Here is a 22487-nt window from a genome sequence, read left to right on the forward strand (position 1 = left end):
TTTTTTAGATCAAAATGTACATTTCTGTCTTTAGCAATATTCGCTCTGCCTTCTAAAGTTGAATGATCAGCGCTTAATGTGAACGTGCCATTGGAGATCGCTTTAACCTCTTTATTGTTCCAATAATTGTCATTTTTCCAAGATTTTGGATCTTCGAAAAGACCATCTCCTAACAATACATCAGCATGGATTTCTGAATTTTTGAGATTTGCTGTACCGATTGATAAAGTTGGAATATCTTCCATGTTTGTGTTAGTAAAAGCTCCAACAAAAATTCCTGTGCCATTTTCAACGTGAATATCTGCATTGGTTAAATTGATTTCACTGCTTTTACGTTTTTGTGGATCATCTGGATAATCTAAATCAGGATTAGAGAGAGCTATAAATTGCAAACCAGCAACTCCTGCTATCATAGAAGTATTTACGACATCAATATGTCCGTTAAATGCCGCCCATAGTGCAACTTTTTTTGCTTCTATTTTATTTTTTATTGTATTCTCTGTTGCTCCAATATAACCATTCGTCATCTTAATTGTGCTATTATTTCCTGCAAAAAGACCAACATCAAAATTTTGAATGATTGTTTTACCATTTAACTTAATTAAACTATCAGTTTCTGCAACGTTTACACCAACGGTCATTGTTTTACTTTCACTACCGGTTATAATTAAATCTCCGCTAATGATTTGACTTCCACCGTCTGCATAAAACCCTTCATCGACATTTTGAATGGTTGTTTTGCCCATTAACCTAACTTCACTACCAGAGTCCGATGTCCATATACCAGTGCGTTCGTTGTCGGAGCCTTCAAGTGCTTCACCACCGATTATCGATAAGTTTTCGCTAATGATTTTACCACCGTTAACTGCTCCAAGGCCGTCCAAAGTATTGTTAATTATTGTATCACCATGCAATTGAATTGTGCTGTCATTGCCACTTACAAATGCACCGCTTCCTTTTCCCTCTGTTGTTAGAGCAACATCTGTGGCATCAATATGCCCACCGTTGATTGCGAATAACGCTGTTTTGTTCGCGGCTACGGATCCTCCCGTCATTATGATCTTAGATCCTGAACCGTCTGCAAGGAGTCCTTCGCCATTAGATGATATAATGTTAGCATTGTTTTTTAAGATAATCGTACTGCTGGCTTCGGCGCTTCCTCCTACATCATGTCCACTAAATGATCCTCCTGAGACCGTTATTGTTGAGTGATCATTTGCAACTATACTGGCGGCTGCTTGAGTCACTGTTACATCTTTTAAAGTGACGGTACTTTTATCTGCTTTTATTCCAAAGTTCAGTAACGCATCGTCTTTATTATTCGATATCTTCACACCTTCTAGCTTGTTTTCACCGCTGTTACTGTTTAAAAAGCCGGCACCAACTAGAGAAGTTTTAATGGTCCCTCCAGTCATGTTTATTGCGCCACCATCGTTTGTTGTAAGTCCAATTTCACTATTACTAATCGTTGTTCCTTCAAGCAATTCAACTACACTGCCTTCGCCATTAGAAAATACACCAGACGATATATCTTCGTCACCTAGAGATACATCTGTAACATTTAGAGACACATTTGTGACCGTAATATGTCCACCATTTTCAGCAACCAATGCATTACCTTTCCCCGTGACGGTTCCTCCCGTCATGCTGATGGTGGAGTTTGAACTATTTGCATAGAGTCCAATGTTATCAGATGATGTAATGTTTGCATTGTTGGTTAAAGTGATGGCGCTGCCGTTTTGAGCAGATATTGTTGTATTTTGTGCATGAAATGATCCTCCTGAGGCTGTTATTGTCGAGTGATCATCTGCAACTAAGGCATTGGTTGCTTGCATGACGGTTACATCTTTTAAGGTGACGGTACTTTTATCTGCTTTTATTCCAAAGTTCAGTAACGCATCGTCTTTACTATTCGATATCTTTACACCTTCTAGCTTGTTTTCGCTGTTGTTACTGTTTAAGAAGCCAGCACCAACTAGAGAAGTTTTAATGGCTCCTCCAGTCATCTTGATTGCACCATCGTTTAGTGCTTGAAGCCCGAGTGCACTATTACTAATAGTTGTATTTCCAAGTAATTCAATTACACTGCCTTCACCAACAGAAAATACACCAGACGATATATAGTCGTCACTTGGAGCCACATCTGTGACAGTTAGAGCCACATCTGCAACAGTAATATGTCCACCATTTTCAGCAACCAATGCATTACCTTTCCCCGTGACAGTTCCTGCCGTCATTGTGATGGTGGATTTTGAACCTTCTGCATAGAGTCCAACATTATCAGATGATGTAATGTTTGCATCATTGGTTAAAGTGATAGTGCTGCCGCTTTTAGCAGATATTGTTGTATTTTGTGCATGAAATGATCCTCCCGAGATTGTTATTGTCGAATCATTCTCTGCAAATATACCGGCGGCTGCTTGAGTCACTGTTACATCTTTTAAAGTAACGGTACTTTTATCTGCTTTTATCCCAAAGTTCAGTGGCGTATCGTCTTTATCACTCGATATTGTCACATTTTCTAGTTTGTTTTCATGACTGTTACTGTTTAAGAAGCCAGCACCAGCTGCAGAAGCTGTAATGGTTCCTCCAATCATCTTGATTGCGCCATCATTTTGGAATGCAAGCCCGATTGCACTACCACTAATTGTGGTCTTTCCAAGCAATTCAATTACACTATTTGCGCCATTAGAAAATACACCAAATGACTTATCACTATCATTTGTTTTTAGGGTAACATCTGTAACAGTAATATGACCACCATCTTCAGCAACCAAAGCACTCGCTTTTCCCGTGACGTTTCCTTCTATCATTGTGATGGAGGAGTTTGAATCTTTAGCATATAATCCAACATCATCAGATGATGTAATTTTTGCACCGTTTGTTAAAGTGATGGCGCTGCCGTTTTGAGCAGATATTGTTGCATTTTGTGCATGAAATGATCCTCCCGAGATTGTTATTGTCGAATCATGATCTGCAAATATACCAGCGGCTGCTTGAGTCACTGTTACATCTTTTAAAGTGACGGTACCTTTATCTGCTTTTATTCCAAAGTTCAGTGGCGCATCGTCTTTACCACTCGATATTGTCACATTTTCTAGTTTGTTTTCACGGCTGTTACTGTTTAAGAAGCCAGCACCAGCTGCAGAAGCTGTAATGGTTCCCCCAGTCATCTTGATTACACCACCGTTTTGTGCTTGAAGCCCGATTGCACTATCACTAATCGTTGTCTTTCCAAGTAATTCAATCATGCTACCAAGGTCATCAGAAGCTACACCAAGTCCATCACCATTTGTTTTTAGGGTGACATCTGTAACAGTAATATGGCCACCGTATGTTGTCGTTACTGCTTCCTCTTTCGCTGTAATGCTCCCTCCTGTCATTTCGATGATGGACTTTGAACCTTCCGCATAGAGTCCAGCATCGTTATATGATGTAATTTTTGCACCGCCAGTTAAAGTGATGTTGCCGCCGTTTTGAGCAAATATTGCTGCTTTTTCTGCATCAAATGATCCTCCTAAGACGTTTACTGTGGAATCATATGCATCTATGGCAGTTTGTGCTTGCGTCACTGTTACATTATTTAAAGTGACATTACTGTTAGTTGCCTTGATTCCATTGATTAGTGGCGCATCATCTTTCCCACTTGATGTCACTACATCTTTCAGTTCGTTTTCTTTGCTCTTGCTATCTAAAAAGAATGCACCAACTTTGGACGCTGTAATGCTTCCCCCAGTCATTGCGATTGCGCCACTTTCTTGTGTTTTTAACCCGATTGTCGCATCATTGATCTTTGTATCAGATAATTCAATCACACTGTTTTCACCTTGAGACAATGCGCCGAATCCACTCTCAATTTTAGTACCCTTATTATATGCAGGGTTATCCCCTTCTGTAGTAGGTGCACTTGTGGTATCTTCCTTAGCTGTTAGAGTACCACCCGTGACTTTAATATGACCACCGTCGTTTGTATACAATGCTGCGTCTTTTCCAGTTACGCTTCCCCCAGTCATTTTTATGGTGGTATTTTCATCATCGGCATGGAGTCCGTTACCATTAGATGAGGTAATGTTAGTACCGCCATCTACAGTAATGGTGGTGCCGCCCATAGCATATACGCCATCCATTTTACCTTCGAATGATCCTCCGGATACTATAACTTGAGAAACGACATCCGCAAGTATACCAGTTTCTGCTTGCTTAACTGTTACATTTTCTAAAGTGATAAAACTTTCGTTGTTTATTTCTATTCCAAGGAGTGATGATGCTTCATTTTTATTATCTGATATCACTACATTTTGTAGTATATTTCTACTATTCTTACTATCATCAATATAAACACCAGTTTGAGAAGCTGTAATGTTCCCCCCAGTCAGGTTGATGTTAGCGCCGTCTTTTACAGAAATACCAAAACGAACATCAGAATCAGTGCCTTGAATATTTAAGCCATTTAATTCAAGCGCACTGTTAGCACCTTCAACTGTTACAACATATTTATCGCTACTTGTGTCTGTATTTGTGTTTTTATTTCCAGTTACAGTTACAGTACTGCCGGTGATTTTTCCTTTGTCTTTTACATAAATAGTCTCGTACGTTTTTCCGGATATATCTTTTTCTTCGTTGGCAACGTCAAGAGTTTCAGCATGTGCAGTGAACTGGATGTTGAATAGTATGATAGCAGCCGCAGCCGTGCATGATAAAAGGGATGTTTTATACACCAGTATTCTCCTTATGAGAGCCCCCAAATATTCATTTCCCCGCAAACTTCATAAGAAGAAGTGAAAATGGATAGTTGTTATTAATTTCGATAATTGTCTTTATTTGGTAAGATATTTTTGGTTTTTTGTCAAAATTAAAAAACAAATGATATTAAATTTGTATTAATTTATATTTAACACACAATGTGTTTGTAATTATTTATATTATATAATTAAATTTATTGTAAATCTATATTATAGAAATTATAAATATTATTATAATACTTACATAAGTTATATTATTTTTTATAAAGTAATAATAGTATTTTCTGTAATACTTCTGCATTTTTATAACTTATCAAAGTAAGTTATGACGGTAATACTCAAACACTATTGCTAGCACTTTTGATTATTTATACCTTATTTATCATAATATTCTAATATATTTGATCTTGATATCCAAAGGAGTTGGGTGCTCTAGTATAAGAATACATTTTTTCTCCTGTTGGGGATATTTTAATAGTATACGACTAAGTTTTTATAAGCTGTTGATGTATCGATGACATTTGAAAGAGCCAGAGCCCAAGCTTATAAATCTTAATCAATGAAGATGCTTCAAGTTGAAGGCTTGAAATCAACAGTGCTTTTATATCATCAAAGTGCACCTTCATTGAAGGATTATTGTTTTTATTATTTCGAATTTTTGACATATTTTTGACAATAAAATCTAAAAAAATTGTCTCTGATGAATTTTTTAATATAAAAAATATGTAACGTTTTTATGGTGATAGGTTTATGAGATATAAAGTTGAATTGGTAATCACCGTGATTGCTTTTACTCTCTCTGGTTGTTTTAATCTTGATGCTGAAAAAATAAAAAGAGACAAGAGTCCTTATCATGATGCATTCATGGATTGGTCGATGAAAGAAAAGTCTCTTACAAAAAATTATACTGCTATCATTATGGCTGATCCGCAACCGTGGCGTTTAAACTCTGGTGATGCCAATGGAATATCAAACAGAGAGCCATGGTTAAAGATAAATGAGCAGGTTGCTGGTGTGATAAAAGCGCACAAAGCTGCATTCCATATTGTCAATGGTGATCTGACGGAGTTTGGACAACAAAAAAACTATGATGATTATGAAAATGTTTATAAAACTCTTGGAGCACCTGTCTATGAGGGGCTAGGGAATCACGATTATGCCAATAATGTTGGTAATTGTACAAATCCTCAAGAATTCAGCTTTTACAAAGATGCTTGTGCTATAAGTGCAGTTTCAAGAATGGTATCGGAAATCAAAAAATACCGTAGTCAATTATCGCATTTCAATGCAGATGTTACTGAAAGTTTGATTCCTATTTCGGGTGAAAATATTCGCTCGATAAGGGGGAGTTTGAGTTATTCTTGGGATTATGGAGATGTTCACTATGTGCAGCTTCACAATTATCCAAGCTATACGGTTCGTTTGAAGGGGCAGTCTACAGAAGTGCAAATCAATAAATCTTTAGATTGGCTTAGGAACGATTTAGCTGCTGCTGATGCAAGAGGTAAAGTGACAATCATTAATTTTCATGATGCGCGTGCTGCTTCTATTGATGGTGAATCCTTTTTTATTCGTAAAAAGAATGCTAAAGATTTGTCGGTTTTTAAGTCAATTATTACCTCTCATAATGTTAAAGCAATCTTCGTGGGTCACACGCATTATCAGTCTTATTGCCGTGCGAAAAATGATAAGGTTTTTGGAAATATCCCTATCTATACAGCTGGTGCGCTTTTTAATGGAGATTATTACCTCATAGATGTGAAAGGCAAGACCATTCACGTTAAAGCCTATAATGGAGAAATAGGAAAACCGCTTTTAATTAAAGATCTTGGTGTTATAGGGAAAGACACCCAATTTTCGGCAAGTTGCAGTAAGTTATAATAGGATTTGTTTCTTTGTTTTAAAGCATGAGGGAAAAAATGTATTATATGTACGGACTTGAAGAGCGGTAGGAGTGTCTAAATGTTGCTTAGAAATAGAATGAAAAATCAGACATATTTTTTTCAAAGCTGCTAAGATTTCAGGTTATACGCTATAAGTGCAATGGTTTAATGTGAACTGAGCTTTAATACAAAGTAGAATAATGGTTTGTTATTCTATTTTTTCTTTTTAGGCTTTTATCTTTGAAGAAAAGGAGAGGTTGTCAAGGGTATGTTCATAATTTGCTAGCACATGGTGTCCAGAATTATCAAGAAGGCTGTTTCTATTAGTTTGTTGCAGTATAATTATCAAGTTATGTCCTTTGTTAGAGCTTATAATATCTACTCATGGGCAACTCTTTTCTTTTTCATAAGAAAAGCTTTTTATTTTGATCAATTTTTTACTTATAATCTTCAAACAATTGATGTTTTGTGATGCTGTATAATTTCTCTTGATTAACCGTATAAACTTTTAGTTGTATTACAATTTTATCTTCTTCTTTTATACGTAAGTAAATCGTTACAATAATACGATACAAATATTGGAGTTTGTTTATAGCGGTTATGGTCTCATGCAATTATCCTTAGATGACTTTCACATGTTTTGGCAGTTTTATCTTTGCTTTGAGAGAAGTGTAAAAAGGGAATTTTAAGAAGTTTCAGTTTAGAAAGAGCTTTTTTGCCCGCGAAAAGCTCTCGGAGGGTGCCAAGGCTGGTATGGAACAAGCCGGCGAAGATTTAGCCAATTGGATTGTTGATGGTTTTATGGCACCATCTCATAATTGATGGATTATTGTAAATCTTTGCCCAGCCGCATTAAGGGGTGGATTGGGTCCATTGATGTAAGAGAGTTTTTGCCAAGTTTTTTGGGAGGCAAAACAGCTATTCAACCCATCGTGCAATTTGCGGGGGCTTCTCCTGTAAATTCATCTGCGAGAGAGCAAAGAGGCAAAGAGCGTTCCACCATCACCCACAATCAAAATGTCACGGTGCATGTTAATGGGGCGCGTGAACCCATGGCCACTGGTCGTGCGGTTGCCCATGCCATTCAACGGGCACGCGCTAATGCGCTGCATGGCGGGACAGAATGAGGGGAGGGAGCCTATGAGAGATCCTTTGATGATGTTAGGTCCGCATCAATTTTATGTGGACTGGCTAAATTTCCAATCTTTTGAAGAAGAGTTTTCTGCCTCATGGGTTTGTATGGAGCGTTTTGGCAAGGCACCCAGTTTGCAATTTACCGGCTATGGCAATGATGCAAAAACCATTCATGGGGTTTGGTTTCCAGAAGAATTTGGGGACCGGGTAGCGATAGATGCCATCACTACAACTATCCGAAGAGCAAAGCCGGTGCAGATGCTTCGTTGGATCAATGATACCACCTATAGTGTCCTTCTCCATGGACCCGTAGTAATCACCACGATCAATAAAGACCATGACTATATCAGTCGCTCTGGTCAATCCCAACGCATCCGCTATTCCATTACGCTCTTGCCCTTTTTTAATGGCGGAAAACCACAAGGACAATACCAAGAGGGACAAATCCAAGTGGGACAAACTCTATGAAGATACCAGAAAAGCATGTTATTGTAGAGCTAGAGGATATGAGCCTCGATCTCCTTTGCTTTCACCATGTCATGGCAGTGTTCAGAGACCGGAGGCAAGCTGGTTTACTCAAAGGCTATTTAGAAGCCACACTGGAAGCTAATCCAGAGATTGCCAAATATGGTGTGTTTTTACCACGGGGCTTAAAGGTCATTCTGCCTGAATTTGTGTTGTCTAATCCCCAAAGCATGGTGAAGCGGTTATGGGATTAATGCGTACACACCCCTTTATTGTGGTCAAGGTGGGAGACAAACCTGTTCATGAGGTTTTTTACCAGCGTCTTTTAACGGCAACCATTACGGACCATGCGGGCAATGAAGCCGATACATTTGAAGCAGAGTTTGATGATGGTGGCAATGATTTAGAGATTCCCTCAAGCAACAGTGCGCTACAGGTGATCTTTGGCTATGAGAACAGCATCAGTGCCTTTATGGGGTGTTTTGTTGTCGAATCGGTTGTAAGTTGTGGGGGCAGTGATGGAGAGATCTTGCGCCTTTGTGGCAAAAGTGCCTCGATGCGTAAAGAGCTCAAAGAACAGGTGAGTGAACATTTTGACCACAAAACTGTTGGTGAGATTGTTGAGACACTTGCCAAACGCCATGGCTATCAAGCAAAGGTCAGTCCCCAATTTACCAAACAAACTTTGCCTTATGTGATTCGAACAGATCAATCGGCGGTTGATTTTTTAACCCGCCTTGCCGATCGCATGCGGGCGCGTTTTTTAATCAAAGACCATAAGTTTTTATTTTTAAGCGGGGATAATTTACCAGCCCTTGAACTTCATAAGCACGACTGTTCTAACTGGGAATTCACGTTAGAACCACGTACGCAATACGGCACTATTGAAGCTTCTTATTTTGATCGCTCAAAAGGGCAGCAATGCCAAGTCAAGCATCAGACAGGGTTTAGCGGTCCCGTGCGGCGTCTTCGCACTTGTTACACTTGTGAGGAGGAAGCACGAGCTGCTGCTGCTTCCGAGTCGGACAGGTTGTGTCGTGCTGTAGGCAGTGGTTCTTTGACCCTTGAGGGACGCCCTGAAATCATGGCGGATCAACCTCTCATCCTTCAAGGGTTTCGTGGGCAAATCAATGGTCCATGGAAAGCCGCAACCGTCACCCACCGCTATGAAAAACAAAGCGGATACACAACAGAAATCACACTCGAGGCACCAAACAAGGGAAAAGAGGCAGGAGAAAAATAAACCTTGGAGAGACAGAAAATCAAAGGGACAACTTGACCCTTTGATCGGTGTTGAAGAGTATTGAGACCAAAATCAAAAGTTCGCATTTTGGTGTGGAGGTAAGGAATAGGTGCAACTTGCACCAATTGCTAAAACGAGAAATAGGATCAAGTTGATCCAATTGCATGAGTACAGCAATAAGGTATTGTTTACCCAATTCCTCAAAGGAGCAATTGTGCAAACATTGCACAATTGCATACTGAAGAGCAATTTGGTCAAGTTGACCGAATTCCTTAAACGCTTCCCTTTTTAATAATGTCCTGAATAATGTGCTTAGGATACAGAAAAATCATCAGTCAATTTATGCTAAAAGAAGTCATACCATCTTATATACGCTGCTTCTCAAATAATACGATTCCAACTCAATGATTGATCATCTCAAATTGCGATTTTGAGCAGAAAAGAAAAAGAGGCTTTAAATGATCTTTGAAAGGTCTTTGAAGACCCTTTGAGAACACCTTTAAAACTCTTTGAAAAAAAATAAATTGGTACAAAACCTAGTGGCAAAATATACAAAATCTGCTGGCAAGCTACAGCTACAAAGCTACAACAGCTACACTGGCAAGCTACATACACAACAAAAAGTAATGGTAGCGGAGGAGGGATTTGAACCCCCGACACAAGGATTATGATTCCTCTGCTCTAACCTACTGAGCTACTCCGCCAAAATAAGCAATCATAATTGTCAATAATTACATCTTTTGCGGATATAAGGGGTAGAATAGTAAGATGTCAAGCATCGTTTTTAAGCTTTTCTCTTGTCATTCTATTTTATCCTCGATATGTAAAAGTGTAATTTTCATATGATAAAGTAAGGTAAGGCATGAAAATGGTGCCACGTGTAGCGGTTTTAGGATGCGGTCATTGGGGTGGAAATCATATACGGACACTTCACTCTCTTGGGGCTTTAGCAGCAGTTTCTGATATTGATAGTGATCGTGCTGCCAGTTTTGCAACACTGTATGGTGTAGAGGTTGTTAAACCAGATGATCTTTTTACTCAGCGAGATATTGATGCACTGGTGTTAGCGCTGCCTCCACAATTTCATACGCAAAATGTGCTTCGTGCTGTTAAAAATGGTAAAGATGTTTTGGTGGAAAAACCAATAGCCTTGAATGTTTCTGATGCTAAACGCCAAGTTCAGGAGGCTGAGGCCTATGAGCGAGTTTTTATGGTGGGCCATATTTTGCGTTTTCATCCGGCTTTTGAAAAAATGTGTGAATTGGTGAAAAACGGAGATGTGGGAGATGTGCGATATATTTATTCTCATAGATTAGGCTTTGGAAAATTTCACACACACAGTGATGCTTTATGGGATCTTGCCCCTCATGATCTTTCAATGATTTTGGCCTTGACAGGATGTGAACCTTCCGAAATTCGCGGTGAGGGGGCTGCTGTCGTTGATCAGATTTCTGATTTTTCTCATATTCATATGATTTTTCCAAATGGTGTGCGTAGTCATCTTTTTACTTCACGCTTGAGTTCTTATCGTGAGAGGCGTTTAACTGTTGTTGGAACAAAGGCTATGCTCGTTTTTAATGATATGGAACCGTGGAGTCGTAAATTGGCAATACACCATTTTGCTGTTTGGAAAGAAAATCAAGAGTGGGCTTTTAGCATGGATGAGCTGAATTACATTGATGTTTGTGAAGATTTGCCGCTTACTTGCGAATTACGGCATTTCCTTCAATGTATTGAAACGCGTCAATCACCTCGTACAAATGGTGATGATGCTGTTGCTGTTTTACGGATTTTAACAGCTGCTGATGTCAATTATAATAGATAAAAGAGATAGGTAGCGCTTTTGCATTCTTGTGATGATCAATGGAGTTAATATGCAATTCATAGACCTTGGGGCGCAGCGTGCGCGTATTGAAGATAAAATTAATTCTGCAATTGCGCATGTAGTCGCTAGTGGTAAGTATATTTTGGGGCCAAAAGTAACAGAATTTGAAGAGAAATTGGCAGAATATCTTGGCGTTAAACATGTGATTGCATGTGCTAATGGAACAGATGCTTTGAAGATGCCTCTTATGGCTAAAAATATTGGTCCAGGAGATGCTGTTTTTTGTCCTAGTTTTACATTTTCAGCAACGGCTGAAGTGGTTGCTTTGGTGGGGGCTGAACCTGTTTTTGTTGATGTTTTACCTGATACCTTCAATATTGATGTTGAAAAACTTTCTCACGCAATCAAAATGGTAAAAAAAGAGGGACGTTTAAAGCCAAAGGCTATTATTGCTGTTGATTTGTTTGGGCTGCCTGCTGATTATGTGCAAATTGCTCAAGTGGCAGTAAAGGAAAACCTTTTTGTGATTGAAGATGCTGCTCAATCTATGGGCGGAAGAAGCGGTAATATTATGTGCGGTGCTTTTGGTGATGTGGCTGCCACAAGTTTTTATCCTGCAAAACCATTAGGATGTTATGGCGATGGAGGCGCTATGATGACCAATGATGATCATTTGGCAGAACTTTTACGTTCTATTTTGTTTCATGGTAAAGGTGAAACGCAATATGACAATGTACGTATTGGTATGAATTCGCGCCTAGATAGTATTCAGGCTGCAATTTTACTAGAAAAGTTTGTGATCTTTGAAGATGAAATGGAAAAGCGTGTAGAAATTGCTCAACGTTATTCCAATGGCTTAAGAGATATTGTTACAGTTCCAGAAATAGGAGAAAATATTCGTTCTGCTTATGCACAATATACGATTAAGGTAAAAGAACGGGATAAATTAAAAGATTTTTTACAAAAAAATTCTATCCCTACAATGATTTATTATAAAATTCCTTTACATCAACAGCCTGCTTATAAACACTTCCCTTATGTAAAAGATTCCCTTGCTGTTTCAGAGTCTTTGGGAGAGTGTGTTTTAAGTTTACCAATGCATCCTTACTTGACACAAACGGATCAGGATATGATTATCAAAAAAATAAGAGATTTTTATCACTCTTGAGAGCATGTTTTTATCCTTTAAATTATGGTCAAAGCTCTATTGGTGATCCATCTTAGAAGGTATTTTTTGTTAGAGTGTGTGACCAATATTTTGGTGTTATTTCCTTTCTAGGGACTATGAAATGTTATCCTTTAGGGCGGTGATATGATTAGAAAGTGAATCTGTTAGACAAGAAGATGTTTTTTTACAGAACGCTATGGGTTAAAAAACATTGTCCTTTAGCTTAGCTAGAAAGTCACGTTTAATAAAAAGGATTTGGGTTATGAAAGTTACAATGAACCTTTGTTGATTTTACTCTCCATTTAAGGTGTTTTAAAAGATAACTTATTTAACGGGGCTTTTGGAGAGAAACGTTATTTTTTTGCGAATACGTGATGCTAGGTCATTTTTGCTTTTGGATTTTTGAATCAATGTGTTGATGGGTGATGTATTCCCCTCTTGTAGCGCTATTTGAGCTGCCAATGTTGCTGCAAGTTCTTTTGTTTCTTCTCGGAGTTCTTCTAGCAATTGGTGGTTGGCGGTCGTGTCCAGCTCATGAGTTTGGATTTTTTGTAAGCGTTGCTGATAGTGTGCGACTTTTTCACGCATCATTTGTCTTTCCTTTGGAAGTGTATAGTGTGGCGATATTTTGTTTGATTGCTATCGCTTCTTTGGTGAGAGTATCTTTTGTGGGGAGGCATAGCCGATAAAATTGTTCTGTTACTTGGCTCAGTTGTATTTTTTGTTGGACATATTTTTTTTGCAAAAATTCGTACTTTTGTTGGTTGTTTGCTAATTCTACAGCATGTTGTGCACGAAGAAAATCGTGATTTGCTTCTATTTCCGCGAGTGATAATGGCATTTTCGCACAAACATCTTTATACGCAAAATGAACGGCTTTACGCCAAATAAAAGGAGATAAAAGCACCAGTAACCAGGAAGTGAAAGCAACTCCAAGTATAAAAAAAAGAAATGATTGAATAAGCATAATACCCCTTTTCAAATAAGAAACCGTTTAAAACGGATTCCATGTCGGTCTATGTGTTAATTTTAAATATCCTATATTGATACCAAGGCGTGCGCCGACTCCTGTACGTATTGGGATTAACAAGGTATTGTGGTATTTTAGGACATGAAAACCAACACCTGCAATTAAATAGGCCGAACCTGAAATACCACCATAGCGTCTCCATAAATTATTTATGCCATTAAGATTGTAAACTAAGATCATTAAACGGGAGCCTTGGCCGCCAAAATCCCATCCTACTGAGGGACCTTGCCAAAAAACTTTATGTTGACCATAGCTTTTGGTAAAAACCATTCCTTCGCCATAGGTTAATCCAGCAAAAAAGGCACCAGAAGCTTCTTCTCCTAAAATATAGGCATTGGGATAACCGTATTTTGAAAAAATATTTTGAATTGCAACAGCCAGACCACTGGCTGTTTTTCCAAAAAAAATATGACCAGAATCAATAATTTCTTGGAGTGAATAATGAGGTTCGTTTTGCTCTATTGGTTTTAGTCGAGCTTGTGTAGTGTTTATGGTGATGAATAAAAGGAAGATTAAAGATATAATATTTTTGTACCAGTATTTGAGCAGAGAGAGAGCCATGGAGTTTTCTCCTTTTATTAGTGATAAACAAAAAGATAATATTAGAATTTTCATTCTATTCAAATAAAAAATAAGATATAAGGTTATTTAAATTCTTGAATTTATTTCTGAATTTTTTAGCATGATTGTTAATGTTTCCTATTATGCATCAGATGTTAAGAGTTTTTCTTTAAAATAAAGTTTGTTTTTTTGAATCTAGGAGTTTTCAATCATTATGACGTTAGATATTTCTTTGAAGCCTATGGATCTTGCTGCTTTGCTTTGTAGTCGTATTTGCCATGATTTGATTTCACCTGTGGGGGCTATTCAAAATGCAATGGAGCTTTATGATGAAGGAGGAGCTGAAGAAGATGCTTTACAATTGGTGCGTTTATCCGTTGCGAGTGCTGCTGCACGTCTACAATTTGCGCGATTGGCTTTTGGTTTTGCTGGTGCAAGTGGAGGACAAATAGATACACGGACTGCAGAGCAGGTTGCTCAACAATATATGAAAGAAGAAAAAGCAACTTTAAAATGGCAAGCTTCTTCTTTATTGTTAGAAAAAGATGAAGTTAAACTTTTGCTTAATTTATTATTGATTGCAAACGCAACAGTTTCTCGTGGTGGTGAAATTGTTGTTATGATTTTGCAAGAAGAAAATAAACGTTCTTTTCGATTTGAGGTTTTCGGTAGAACTCTCCGTATACCCCCTCATTTTCTTGCGTTATTTCGTGGAGAAGTTCAAGAAGAGCTTATTGATGCACATGTCATCCAATTTTATTACACAATGTTACTTGCTCAGATGACAGAGATGAAAATAAATATTGATGAAAGTGATGGTTGTATTGTTTTAGAAAGTGTAAAAAAGCTTTGAATAAGAGAGAAGCGCTTAAGCTGTGTTGGGAAAAGTGGCTTCGATTGAACTTATGAGCGATAAGGTTATATGTGTAAATTGGGTGTGGTTACTTCTTAAGCTTTAAGCGCTTTCTATATGAGATTTTTAGTGTGCGAGTTCTCTACTTTTAACAGAGAAAAGATCTCGGGAAAAAATCTCGGCCCGCTACACTCCGAGATTTTACAATATGCATGTTCACTGCTTAAGCGGTTTTTCGTACGTTCTCTTCAACTGGATCACGTAATACATAACCACGTCCCCAAACTGTATCAATGTAATTTACACTGGAAGAGACTGCTTCCAATTTTTTCCGCAATTTACAGATAAAAACATCGATAATCTTTAGTTCTGGTTCATCCATTCCACCATAGAGATGATTGAGAAACATTTCCTTGGTAAGGGTGGTGCCTTTGCGTAAAGAGAGAAGCTCTAACATTTGGTATTCTTTACCGGTTAAGTGAACAGGGCGCCCTGCAACTTCGACAGTTTTTGTGTCAAGGTTAACGGTGAGATCTCCGGTAACAATAACCGATTGTGCATGTCCTTTTGAACGACGAACAACTGCATGGATACGTGCAATGAGCTCATCCTTATGAAAAGGCTTCGTCATATAGTCGTCTGCTCCAAAGCCAAAACCACGAACCTTGTCTTCAATGGCATTCATACCAGAAAGGATTAGGACAGGAGTTTTTATTTTTGCCAACCTTAGAGTCCGCAAGACATCATACCCTGACATGTCAGGCAAATTCAGATCAAGCAAAATGATATCATAATCATAGAGTTTTCCTAAATCGATACCTTCTTCACCCAGATCAGTGATATAAACATTAAAGTTAGCCGACTTTAACATCAACTCAATGCTTTGAGTAACTGCTCTATCATCTTCAATTAATAATACGCGCATTTTAGATCCCTCACTTTGCTCCTTCACGAATCATAAGGAGCATTTCTATTTTATATCAGTTAGCAAAACCACTGTTATAAAAACAATTCATTAAATCAAACACTTATAACAAAGCGTTTATGAACATTTCAGTAGTACGCGTAACAATCACTACTAAATTCCCCACTATCCATGATAGTGGTTAACAAAATATTTTTATTTTTGAAAGAGGCCACAAAATTATTTTAGAAAAATCCTATATTTTTTAACATAATAAAAAAGGAGGGCTTTTTCTATAAACTTTAACTTAAAAAAATTTGTAAAAGAGCTTTATAAATTACTTTTTTACAATTTCAGTGTTTATTTACTGAGCTTTAAACCTCTTCAGTTTATAATAGGGGAAAAGTTAAAGAAATAGTTATTGCTCTATTAAAGCAGATTGTATTTTCAGATGCTTTAATGAAAGGCAAAAATTATTATAATTTCAAGTTAATAGACTGTTTTTGTCGGATAGATATATAACTAAAAGATATTTATTGGGTGTGAATGCGAGTTTTGAGTTGGCGCAATCAAGGAGTAGTGAGTATGAAGCCACGAGAAAATATGGTGCGATTAAGGATGTTTCAAGTGCGTGGAAAGCGCCGTGAAATTGCACAGCTTGAGATGATGATCGCAGAATTTGAACGAATGGTGTTAGAGTTGGAAGCACAGATTACTCATGAAGAACGTAAATCTGGAAACAATGATGTTCACCATTTTGCTTATTCTGCTTTTGCGCGTGCAGCGCGGCAAAGACGTGATAATCTGATCAATTCAATTCGTGATTTAGAACTTCAAAAAACAAATGCTGAAATTGCTCTCCATGAAGCTAATACAGAGCTGCAACGTGCACAGCTTTTGGAAGCACGAGAAAAGAAGATTGCTGCGGATGATAAGGATATTTTGATTCAATCTAATTCAATGGTTGGCTAATTTAATGGCTGGATGATAAAAGCAATTATTGAAAAATCCATTCTTTCAGGTTTATCTTTTGGATATAGTATAAAACAGCCAAACTTTTATCAAGTTTGGCTGTTTTATAGATTGCTTTATGTTATTAATCAATGGCAACTTAATGCCTGTAGTGTTGAATCTTGGTCGTTCGTAATCCCGCTAAACCGTGTTCATCGATTAAACTTTGCCATGAAAGAAATTCTTCTACAGTCAAAGTATAACGGTGGCACGCTTCGTCAAGACTTAACAATCCACCTCTGACAGCCGCAACAACTTCAGCTTTGCGACGAATCACCCAGCGCCGTGTTGTTTGCGGCGGTAGGTCGGCAATTGTAAGCGGACTTCCATCTGGCCCAATAACATATTTCATTTGTGTTTTTATCAAGTTGCTCATTCGTATCCTCTACCTTTAGTCAAGGACTTGATTCGTTTATAGAGCATGAAATTTAAAAAAGAGCTAAAAGCGCTGAAAGAAAAAATTAATAAAGTGATTGGGTATGTAAAAAGAAGCTCAAGTTGAAGTGTGTAGAAGAGATTCTTGCAATATTTTACCGGATTTTTCAAAAGAGAAAAAAGGTTTTCTCCTAAACGATTACCATTATGCCTTATTTCCATCATTCTTTTTTTGTTTGCAGCAGCTTTTAAGAAAGTAATGCCTATGGTTGTGGAAAGGATAAAAAAATAATATAAAGACAATCAATCGTGTAAAAGTGCTAAAGAGCGTGCATCAGAATGTCAACATATGGCTAGCCATTAAACAGAGCATTAAATAGAGAATGAATACATGTTTTTAAACAGTCTTGATTTACCAGGACAACCTGAGGATTCTCGCATTGTTGTTGCAATGTCGGGGGGGGTTGATTCATCGGTTGTTGCAGGTCTTTTGAAAAAGGAAGGGTATAATGTTATTGGCATTACGTTGCAGCTTTATGATCATGGGGAAGCAACGCATCGGGTGGGGGCGTGTTGCGCAGGACAAGATATTGAGGATGCACGCCGCGTTGCAGAAACACTAGGAATACCGCATTATGTTCTTGATTATGAAAAGCGCTTTCGCGAAGCTGTTATTGATCCTTTTGCAGAAAGTTATGCTCATGGAGAGACCCCAGTACCATGTATTGCATGTAATCAAACGGTTAAGTTTGCTGATTTATTAACAACGGCACGCGAATTGGGAGCAGATGCTTTGGCTACGGGACATTATATTCGTTCGCGTTCCCACGGAGCGCATCGAGCACTCTTTCGTCCTCTCGATAATGATCGTGATCAGAGTTATTTTCTCTTTGCAACGACACAAGAACAGATTGATTATTTGCGTTTTCCACTTGGTGACCTTCCAAAAGCCCGCGTTCGTGAAATGGCAGCAGAAATGGGCTTTGTGGTTGCCAATAAGCATGATAGTCAGGATATTTGTTTTGTTCCACAAGGAAAATATTCAGATGTTATCGCAAAACTGCGTCCAGAAGCAGCTAATCCTGGCGTTATTGTCCATATTGATGGAAAGATTTTAGGTAAACATTCGGGAATTGTTAATTATACTGTTGGTCAACGTCGTGGTATTGGGGTGTCAACGGGTGAAGCGCTGTATGTGATTTATCTCGATGTGGAAAATGCACGTGTTATTGTTGGACCGCGTGAAATGTTAGAAACGCATAAGCTTTTTTTACGTGATGTGAATTGGCTTGGTGATGAACCGTTAGATAAATTCCCTTCTCAAGGTATTGAGGTGGCTGTAAAGGTGCGTTCAACGCGTCCTCCTCACCTTGCGCGCTTACATTATAAAGAAGGTATTTTTTCCGTTGATTTATTGGAATGTGAAAATGGTGTGGCACCAGGGCAAGCTTGCGTTCTTTATGATGGAAATGGTCATGAGGCGCGTATTCTTGGGGGAGGATTTGTAACACATTCAGAACGTGCAGCCGATACTGAAATGATGTTGAAGCGCGTTTTATGCAATCTTGAAACAAAAGATTCTGTTTCCTCAGAACTAAAAACAACAGCTTTATAAAGCATAGTTAATTGATTTATAATGATATTTTTTAATCTTAAACTTGAATGAGAGACTTCCGGAAAATTTTCTCATTGAAAGTTTGTTTTATGATTGAATCCATCAAAATTATATCTTCTGCATTTCATAAGCGGGGTTAGGGTGTGGAAAATGATGATAAAGAAAATGTGAAAATGTTTTTTATCAATGCTTTCAAAGGCTAGGGAACGGTAATATTATTGGAGACTGGTAGATAACACACAACATTGGATATGTTCTATAACTTGAAGTGTTATCATCTTTAGGGGTCAAAGTTAGTAAAATGGGCAAGTGCAATACCTGAGGCTGTGGCAACATTAAGGCTGTCAAAACCGTCAGTCATGGGAATACGTAAGGTGTTTGATTGTTGTAGTATATGGGGTGGTAAGCCATCGCCTTCTGTTCCAAAAATAAGTGCTATTCTTTTGGTTTTGTTGGCTTGTTTGAGAGTGTGTGAGGCAGAAGGGGAGAGTGCATAAAGATGAAAGTTTTCATCGTTTAGAGCAGCTATAATGTCATCTATATCAGCGTTTTGCGTATAGGGTACTTTTAAAGCAGCGCCGGCAGAAACTCTTATTGATTTGCGATAAAGTGGATCGCATGAGGTTTTGTCGACAATAATGCCATTACTGGCAAAGGCTGCTGCATTACGAAAAATTGATCCCATATTATCGTGATTCGAGATACCACATAAAACAAGAATCAAAGCTTTTTCTGGAAGATATTGTAAAAAACTTTGTAAGGATGGCAGTATTTTGCGTTTACCAATACCCAGAACACCACGATGAACATGGAAGCCGGTGATATTATCCATAACTTTTTGTGGAACGCAATAAATGGGACATAGGGGCTGTGTTTTTTCTAAAAGCGGTAGAAGTCCAGAGAGACGGTTTGCTACGATGAGCAGTGAGATGGCAGAAAACTCTTTTGAGTGTAGTAATGCGGACAATGTTACTTTGCCTTCAGCAATAAATTGATGTTGCCGTCCAACAAGATCTTTTTCACGGATATTATGATAGGCTTTTAGGCGTGGATCATCTGTTTCATTGATTGTTATGATATTCAAATGCATGCGAGATTTTTAGTGCTTTTTTCTTATGATTTCCAGATGTTTGAATTTGTTTTATTTTAAAAAAAAGAGATAAAAAAATATTTTTTAAAACTTATGGTAGAATTTGTATTGACAATATACAACCATAGGTATACAGTAAAAGTACTGATACGGAATCATATATTTTTCTTGTATCGGGTGCAGTGTCTTGGGTCCCCGCTATTTCCCAAGTTCTGTATGCCCTTAATTTCTAAGGGAAAAGAATCTGGGTCCCCAATGCCCAGATTCTTTTTTTTTTGAGGGTAATTATTGTTCTTCTTTTTATATCTAAATTTTTTAGTAAATCATATTTTGAAATCCAGTTGACCTGTAAGGTTACCGTAGAGTGCTAAGATATTTTTTCTAAGGTGCAAAGATGGCTTATAGATGGGTTATAATGCACATCATAAGACTAAAAAAATGCATGATTATGATAGATTTGAGCAAAAACAAGTTTTTCGTTTATGAGAAGTGAGATGGCTTTAAGTTATTCAGAAAACGATTAATAATGAAGGTTATGTGTTTGATTGCTCTTGGGAAAGCTCTTCTTTCTATTATTTTCTCTCTTCTTTATTTATTGGTGCTGTTCGTGTAACTGAGCAATTTTTACGATAATAATGGTGAGCTGAAGCGTTTATTGTATGATGAAGCTTCTGTAATATTGAGGAAAGATCGTCGTTATGCCAAAAGTATAATGATATGGTTGAAAATATTAATTCCCTATTTCGTGAAGAAAAGGATGAGGTTCATGGATGTAAAAATCAATATACAAAGCTTAACTTTATACTCTATTTTTATTGCGTGTATTGTTTTTGCTTTGAAATATTGGGCATATCACATCACAGGTTCGGTTGCACTTTATTCTGATGCATTGGAATCAATCGTTAATATCCTTGCGTCATTGGCAGCATGGTGGGCTGTTAAAGTGAGTATGAAGCCAGCAGATCATGATCATCCCTTTGGGCATCATAAAGCGGAATATTTTTCCGCAATTCTTGAAGGGGTACTCATTATTATTGCGGCAATTGTTATTTTAAGAGAAGCATGGATAGCTCTTTCTACCGTTAAATTGTTGCAGAAACCTGGAATATGGCTTGCTATTCATCTTATTGCAACTGTCATAAACTGTATGTGGGGAATGGTTCTTATTGGGCAGGGAAAACTCCATCGCTCACCGGCTCTTAAAGCTGATGGAGTACATTTTATAACAGATGTTTTTACGTCGCTTGCAATTTTAATTGGTTTGATTGCCGGTTTTGTCGGAGGATGGGGAGCTTTAGATCCAATTTTAGCGATAATCGTTGCCGTTAATATTCTCTTACAGGGCTGGAAGGTGATTAGAAGTGCTGTTCAGGGATTAATGGATGTTGGCGTTGAATTGAATGAAAGCATGCGGATTCGGGAGCTGATTTCTGCAAATGCATCGGGTGCGCTTGAGGTCCATGATTTACGGACGCGTGTTGCTGGGAGGGTTACTTTTATAGAGTTTCATTTGGTTGTGCCTGCTGTAATGCAGGTAGGAGAAGCACATAAAATTTGTGATAAAATCGAAGCTGTTCTTCAAAAAGAATTTGATAATGTGCGTATTTCTATTCATGTCGAGCCTGAAGATGAGGCAAAATTGCCTCCCGGTACAACGGTGATCCCTTTTATATAAAAAGATTTTTTCAAATTGTCTGTTATGTTATAAGGGCTGTTTTTTTATGATGGAGCGATTCATACCTTTCGAAAATACGATGATGCTCTTTTGTTCATTTTATTTTTGCATCAATCAAGTATACAAGGTTAAACAGAGTATTTAAGGCAAGATTTATTCTATTTCGTTAAAACACTGTCATTTAAGGTGTGGTGAGATAAGGCATATAAAATTGATCTATTAAGTGTTTTTAGAGTATGGAGTAAATATTCAAAATAGGACTTACTGCTGTATTCTTTTGTAAGTGAATCTCATGAAATGGTTAGCAGCTTAAATCCACTTAAGAGAACGGATTGTTTACAGACTTTCAGGAGTAGATGTTTCGTCTCTTAGGGCGAAGAGGAGTGAAGCCTTCGTAATAAGTTTAATGAGATTTAATTATAAATTTTATATAAAAGTTATGAATAGGGTTTTAAAGTTTGTGATCATAGATTAATCATCATTATTGTTGCTAATAAATGTATTGTTTTATCGATACAATGGATTCTGTTTAGAGTGTTCTTTATTGCATGAAGGATGGGGACTCATTAAAGAATGAAAAAAAATAATGCTCATGTCTCTACTCTTTGAAGGATATTATTGTCGTTGCTGTAGAAAATCGCAAAGCTGAACTAAAGAATGATGCTAAAGATAGAAACTGGTTTTAATTGATGCTTTCATATTTTCATTCCAATCTGGCATCAAAATTTTACAAGGACTCGTACAGTATTGGTGCATCCTAATCATAAATATGCTTCTACATTAGAGCTATTTTAATTGATAGACAATAACAAAAAGCAAAGACTTTATAAGGAAAACAATGCTATAAAGTCAAAAATTTATATGCAATAAATTAGAGAGGTAGATTGAATTTTTATAAAATACTTTATGAAAC

General features: G+C 37.6%; 18 protein-coding genes and 1 tRNA gene. 11 read left to right on the forward strand and 8 right to left on the reverse strand.

The genetic code is table 11. The annotated features are described in order from the left end of the window. Window positions 1-4718: beta strand repeat-containing protein (locus ACFIMI_RS03675; protein ID WP_375692256.1), on the reverse strand; the 4718-nt coding region annotated here is incomplete at its 3' end. A 774-nt stretch (window positions 4719-5492) separates the two neighbouring features. Here ACFIMI_RS03675 and ACFIMI_RS03680 point away from each other — a divergent pair. From ACFIMI_RS03680 to ACFIMI_RS03700, 5 genes are all read left to right on the forward strand, one after another. Next, window positions 5493-6623, forward strand: coding sequence for a metallophosphoesterase (locus ACFIMI_RS03680; RefSeq protein ID WP_375692257.1), 1131 nt, complete (start codon window positions 5493-5495; stop codon window positions 6621-6623). A gap of 823 nt (window positions 6624-7446) precedes the next feature. Continuing rightward, complete coding sequence (locus tag ACFIMI_RS03685) at window positions 7447-7752, forward strand: hypothetical protein (RefSeq protein WP_375692258.1); 306 nt, start codon at window positions 7447-7449, stop codon at window positions 7750-7752. Between the two features lie 13 nt (window positions 7753-7765). Continuing rightward, window positions 7766-8227: a phage tail protein gene (locus tag ACFIMI_RS03690; RefSeq protein WP_375682043.1), complete on the forward strand. Its 462-nt coding sequence runs from the start codon at window positions 7766-7768 to the stop codon at window positions 8225-8227. Then, window positions 8224-8478: a tail protein X gene (locus ACFIMI_RS03695; protein ID WP_375668632.1), complete on the forward strand. Its 255-nt coding sequence runs from the start codon at window positions 8224-8226 to the stop codon at window positions 8476-8478. Before ACFIMI_RS03690 ends, ACFIMI_RS03695 begins: the two co-directional genes overlap by 4 nt. Then, on the forward strand, window positions 8478-9467 hold the full coding sequence (locus tag ACFIMI_RS03700; protein WP_375692271.1) for a phage late control D family protein: 990 nt from the start codon (window positions 8478-8480) through the stop codon (window positions 9465-9467). Before ACFIMI_RS03695 ends, ACFIMI_RS03700 begins: the two co-directional genes overlap by 1 nt. A gap of 627 nt (window positions 9468-10094) precedes the next feature. On the opposite strand, the gene ACFIMI_RS03705 is transcribed toward ACFIMI_RS03700, so the two are convergent. Beyond that, window positions 10095-10171: transfer RNA gene (locus ACFIMI_RS03705), tRNA-Met, on the reverse strand. 164 nt (window positions 10172-10335) lie between these two features. Between ACFIMI_RS03705 and ACFIMI_RS03710 the strand changes: the two genes are divergently transcribed. Then, the gene (locus tag ACFIMI_RS03710) at window positions 10336-11292 is read left to right on the forward strand and encodes a Gfo/Idh/MocA family protein (protein WP_375692272.1); all 957 of its coding nucleotides are present in this window, start codon (window positions 10336-10338) and stop codon (window positions 11290-11292) included. Between the two features lie 49 nt (window positions 11293-11341). Further along, entirely contained in the window at window positions 11342-12460 is a 1119-nt protein-coding gene (locus ACFIMI_RS03715) for a DegT/DnrJ/EryC1/StrS family aminotransferase (RefSeq protein WP_375665771.1), read from the forward strand. 324 nt (window positions 12461-12784) lie between these two features. Here ACFIMI_RS03715 and ACFIMI_RS03720 read toward each other — a convergent pair whose 3' ends face one another. The 3 genes from ACFIMI_RS03720 to ACFIMI_RS03730 are packed head-to-tail and all read right to left on the reverse strand — an operon-like array spanning window position 12785 to window position 14051. Further along, a complete protein-coding gene (locus ACFIMI_RS03720) occupies window positions 12785-13051 on the reverse strand; it encodes a hypothetical protein (RefSeq protein WP_375692259.1) in 267 nt (88 codons plus the stop codon). Then, on the reverse strand, window positions 13041-13427 hold the full coding sequence (locus tag ACFIMI_RS03725; RefSeq protein WP_375628774.1) for a hypothetical protein: 387 nt from the start codon (window positions 13425-13427) through the stop codon (window positions 13041-13043). The genes ACFIMI_RS03720 and ACFIMI_RS03725 overlap by 11 nt, the downstream gene beginning before the upstream one ends. Window positions 13428-13454: 27 nt before the next feature. Next, complete coding sequence (locus ACFIMI_RS03730) at window positions 13455-14051, reverse strand: DUF1134 domain-containing protein (RefSeq protein ID WP_375613340.1); 597 nt, start codon at window positions 14049-14051, stop codon at window positions 13455-13457. Between the two features lie 214 nt (window positions 14052-14265). Here ACFIMI_RS03730 and chpT point away from each other — a divergent pair, with 214 nt between their 5' ends. Further along, a complete protein-coding gene (gene chpT / locus ACFIMI_RS03735; protein ID WP_375632317.1) occupies window positions 14266-14904 on the forward strand; it encodes a histidine phosphotransferase ChpT in 639 nt (212 codons plus the stop codon). 223 nt (window positions 14905-15127) lie between these two features. Here chpT and ctrA read toward each other — a convergent pair whose 3' ends face one another. Continuing rightward, window positions 15128-15829, reverse strand: a complete 702-nt coding sequence (gene ctrA, locus ACFIMI_RS03740) for a response regulator transcription factor CtrA (RefSeq protein ID WP_273790819.1) — start codon at window positions 15827-15829, stop codon at window positions 15128-15130. Window positions 15830-16393: 564 nt separating this feature from the next. Here ctrA and ACFIMI_RS03745 point away from each other — a divergent pair. Then, window positions 16394-16780 carry a flagellar export protein FliJ gene (locus ACFIMI_RS03745; protein WP_375606932.1) on the forward strand — a complete coding sequence of 129 codons (387 nt, stop codon included), beginning with the start codon at window positions 16394-16396 and terminating at the stop codon, window positions 16778-16780. A 139-nt stretch (window positions 16781-16919) separates the two neighbouring features. Here ACFIMI_RS03745 and ACFIMI_RS03750 read toward each other — a convergent pair whose 3' ends face one another. After that, complete coding sequence (locus ACFIMI_RS03750; protein WP_273790817.1) at window positions 16920-17195, reverse strand: DUF1153 domain-containing protein; 276 nt, start codon at window positions 17193-17195, stop codon at window positions 16920-16922. 390 nt (window positions 17196-17585) lie between these two features. Here ACFIMI_RS03750 and mnmA point away from each other — a divergent pair, with 390 nt between their 5' ends. Then, window positions 17586-18809 carry a tRNA 2-thiouridine(34) synthase MnmA gene (gene mnmA / locus ACFIMI_RS03755; RefSeq protein ID WP_375692260.1) on the forward strand — a complete coding sequence of 408 codons (1224 nt, stop codon included), beginning with the start codon at window positions 17586-17588 and terminating at the stop codon, window positions 18807-18809. Between the two features lie 280 nt (window positions 18810-19089). Here mnmA and ACFIMI_RS03760 read toward each other — a convergent pair whose 3' ends face one another. Then, window positions 19090-19899: a TrmH family RNA methyltransferase gene (locus ACFIMI_RS03760; protein ID WP_375606935.1), complete on the reverse strand. Its 810-nt coding sequence runs from the start codon at window positions 19897-19899 to the stop codon at window positions 19090-19092. Between the two features lie 766 nt (window positions 19900-20665). Here ACFIMI_RS03760 and ACFIMI_RS03765 point away from each other — a divergent pair. After that, window positions 20666-21574, forward strand: coding sequence for a cation diffusion facilitator family transporter (locus ACFIMI_RS03765; RefSeq protein ID WP_375668332.1), 909 nt, complete (start codon window positions 20666-20668; stop codon window positions 21572-21574). The last annotated feature ends 913 nt before the right edge of the window (window positions 21575-22487 follow it).

This window comes from Bartonella sp. AP4SXKL (assembly GCF_042195845.1).
GTDB lineage: Bacteria > Pseudomonadota > Alphaproteobacteria > Rhizobiales > Rhizobiaceae > Bartonella.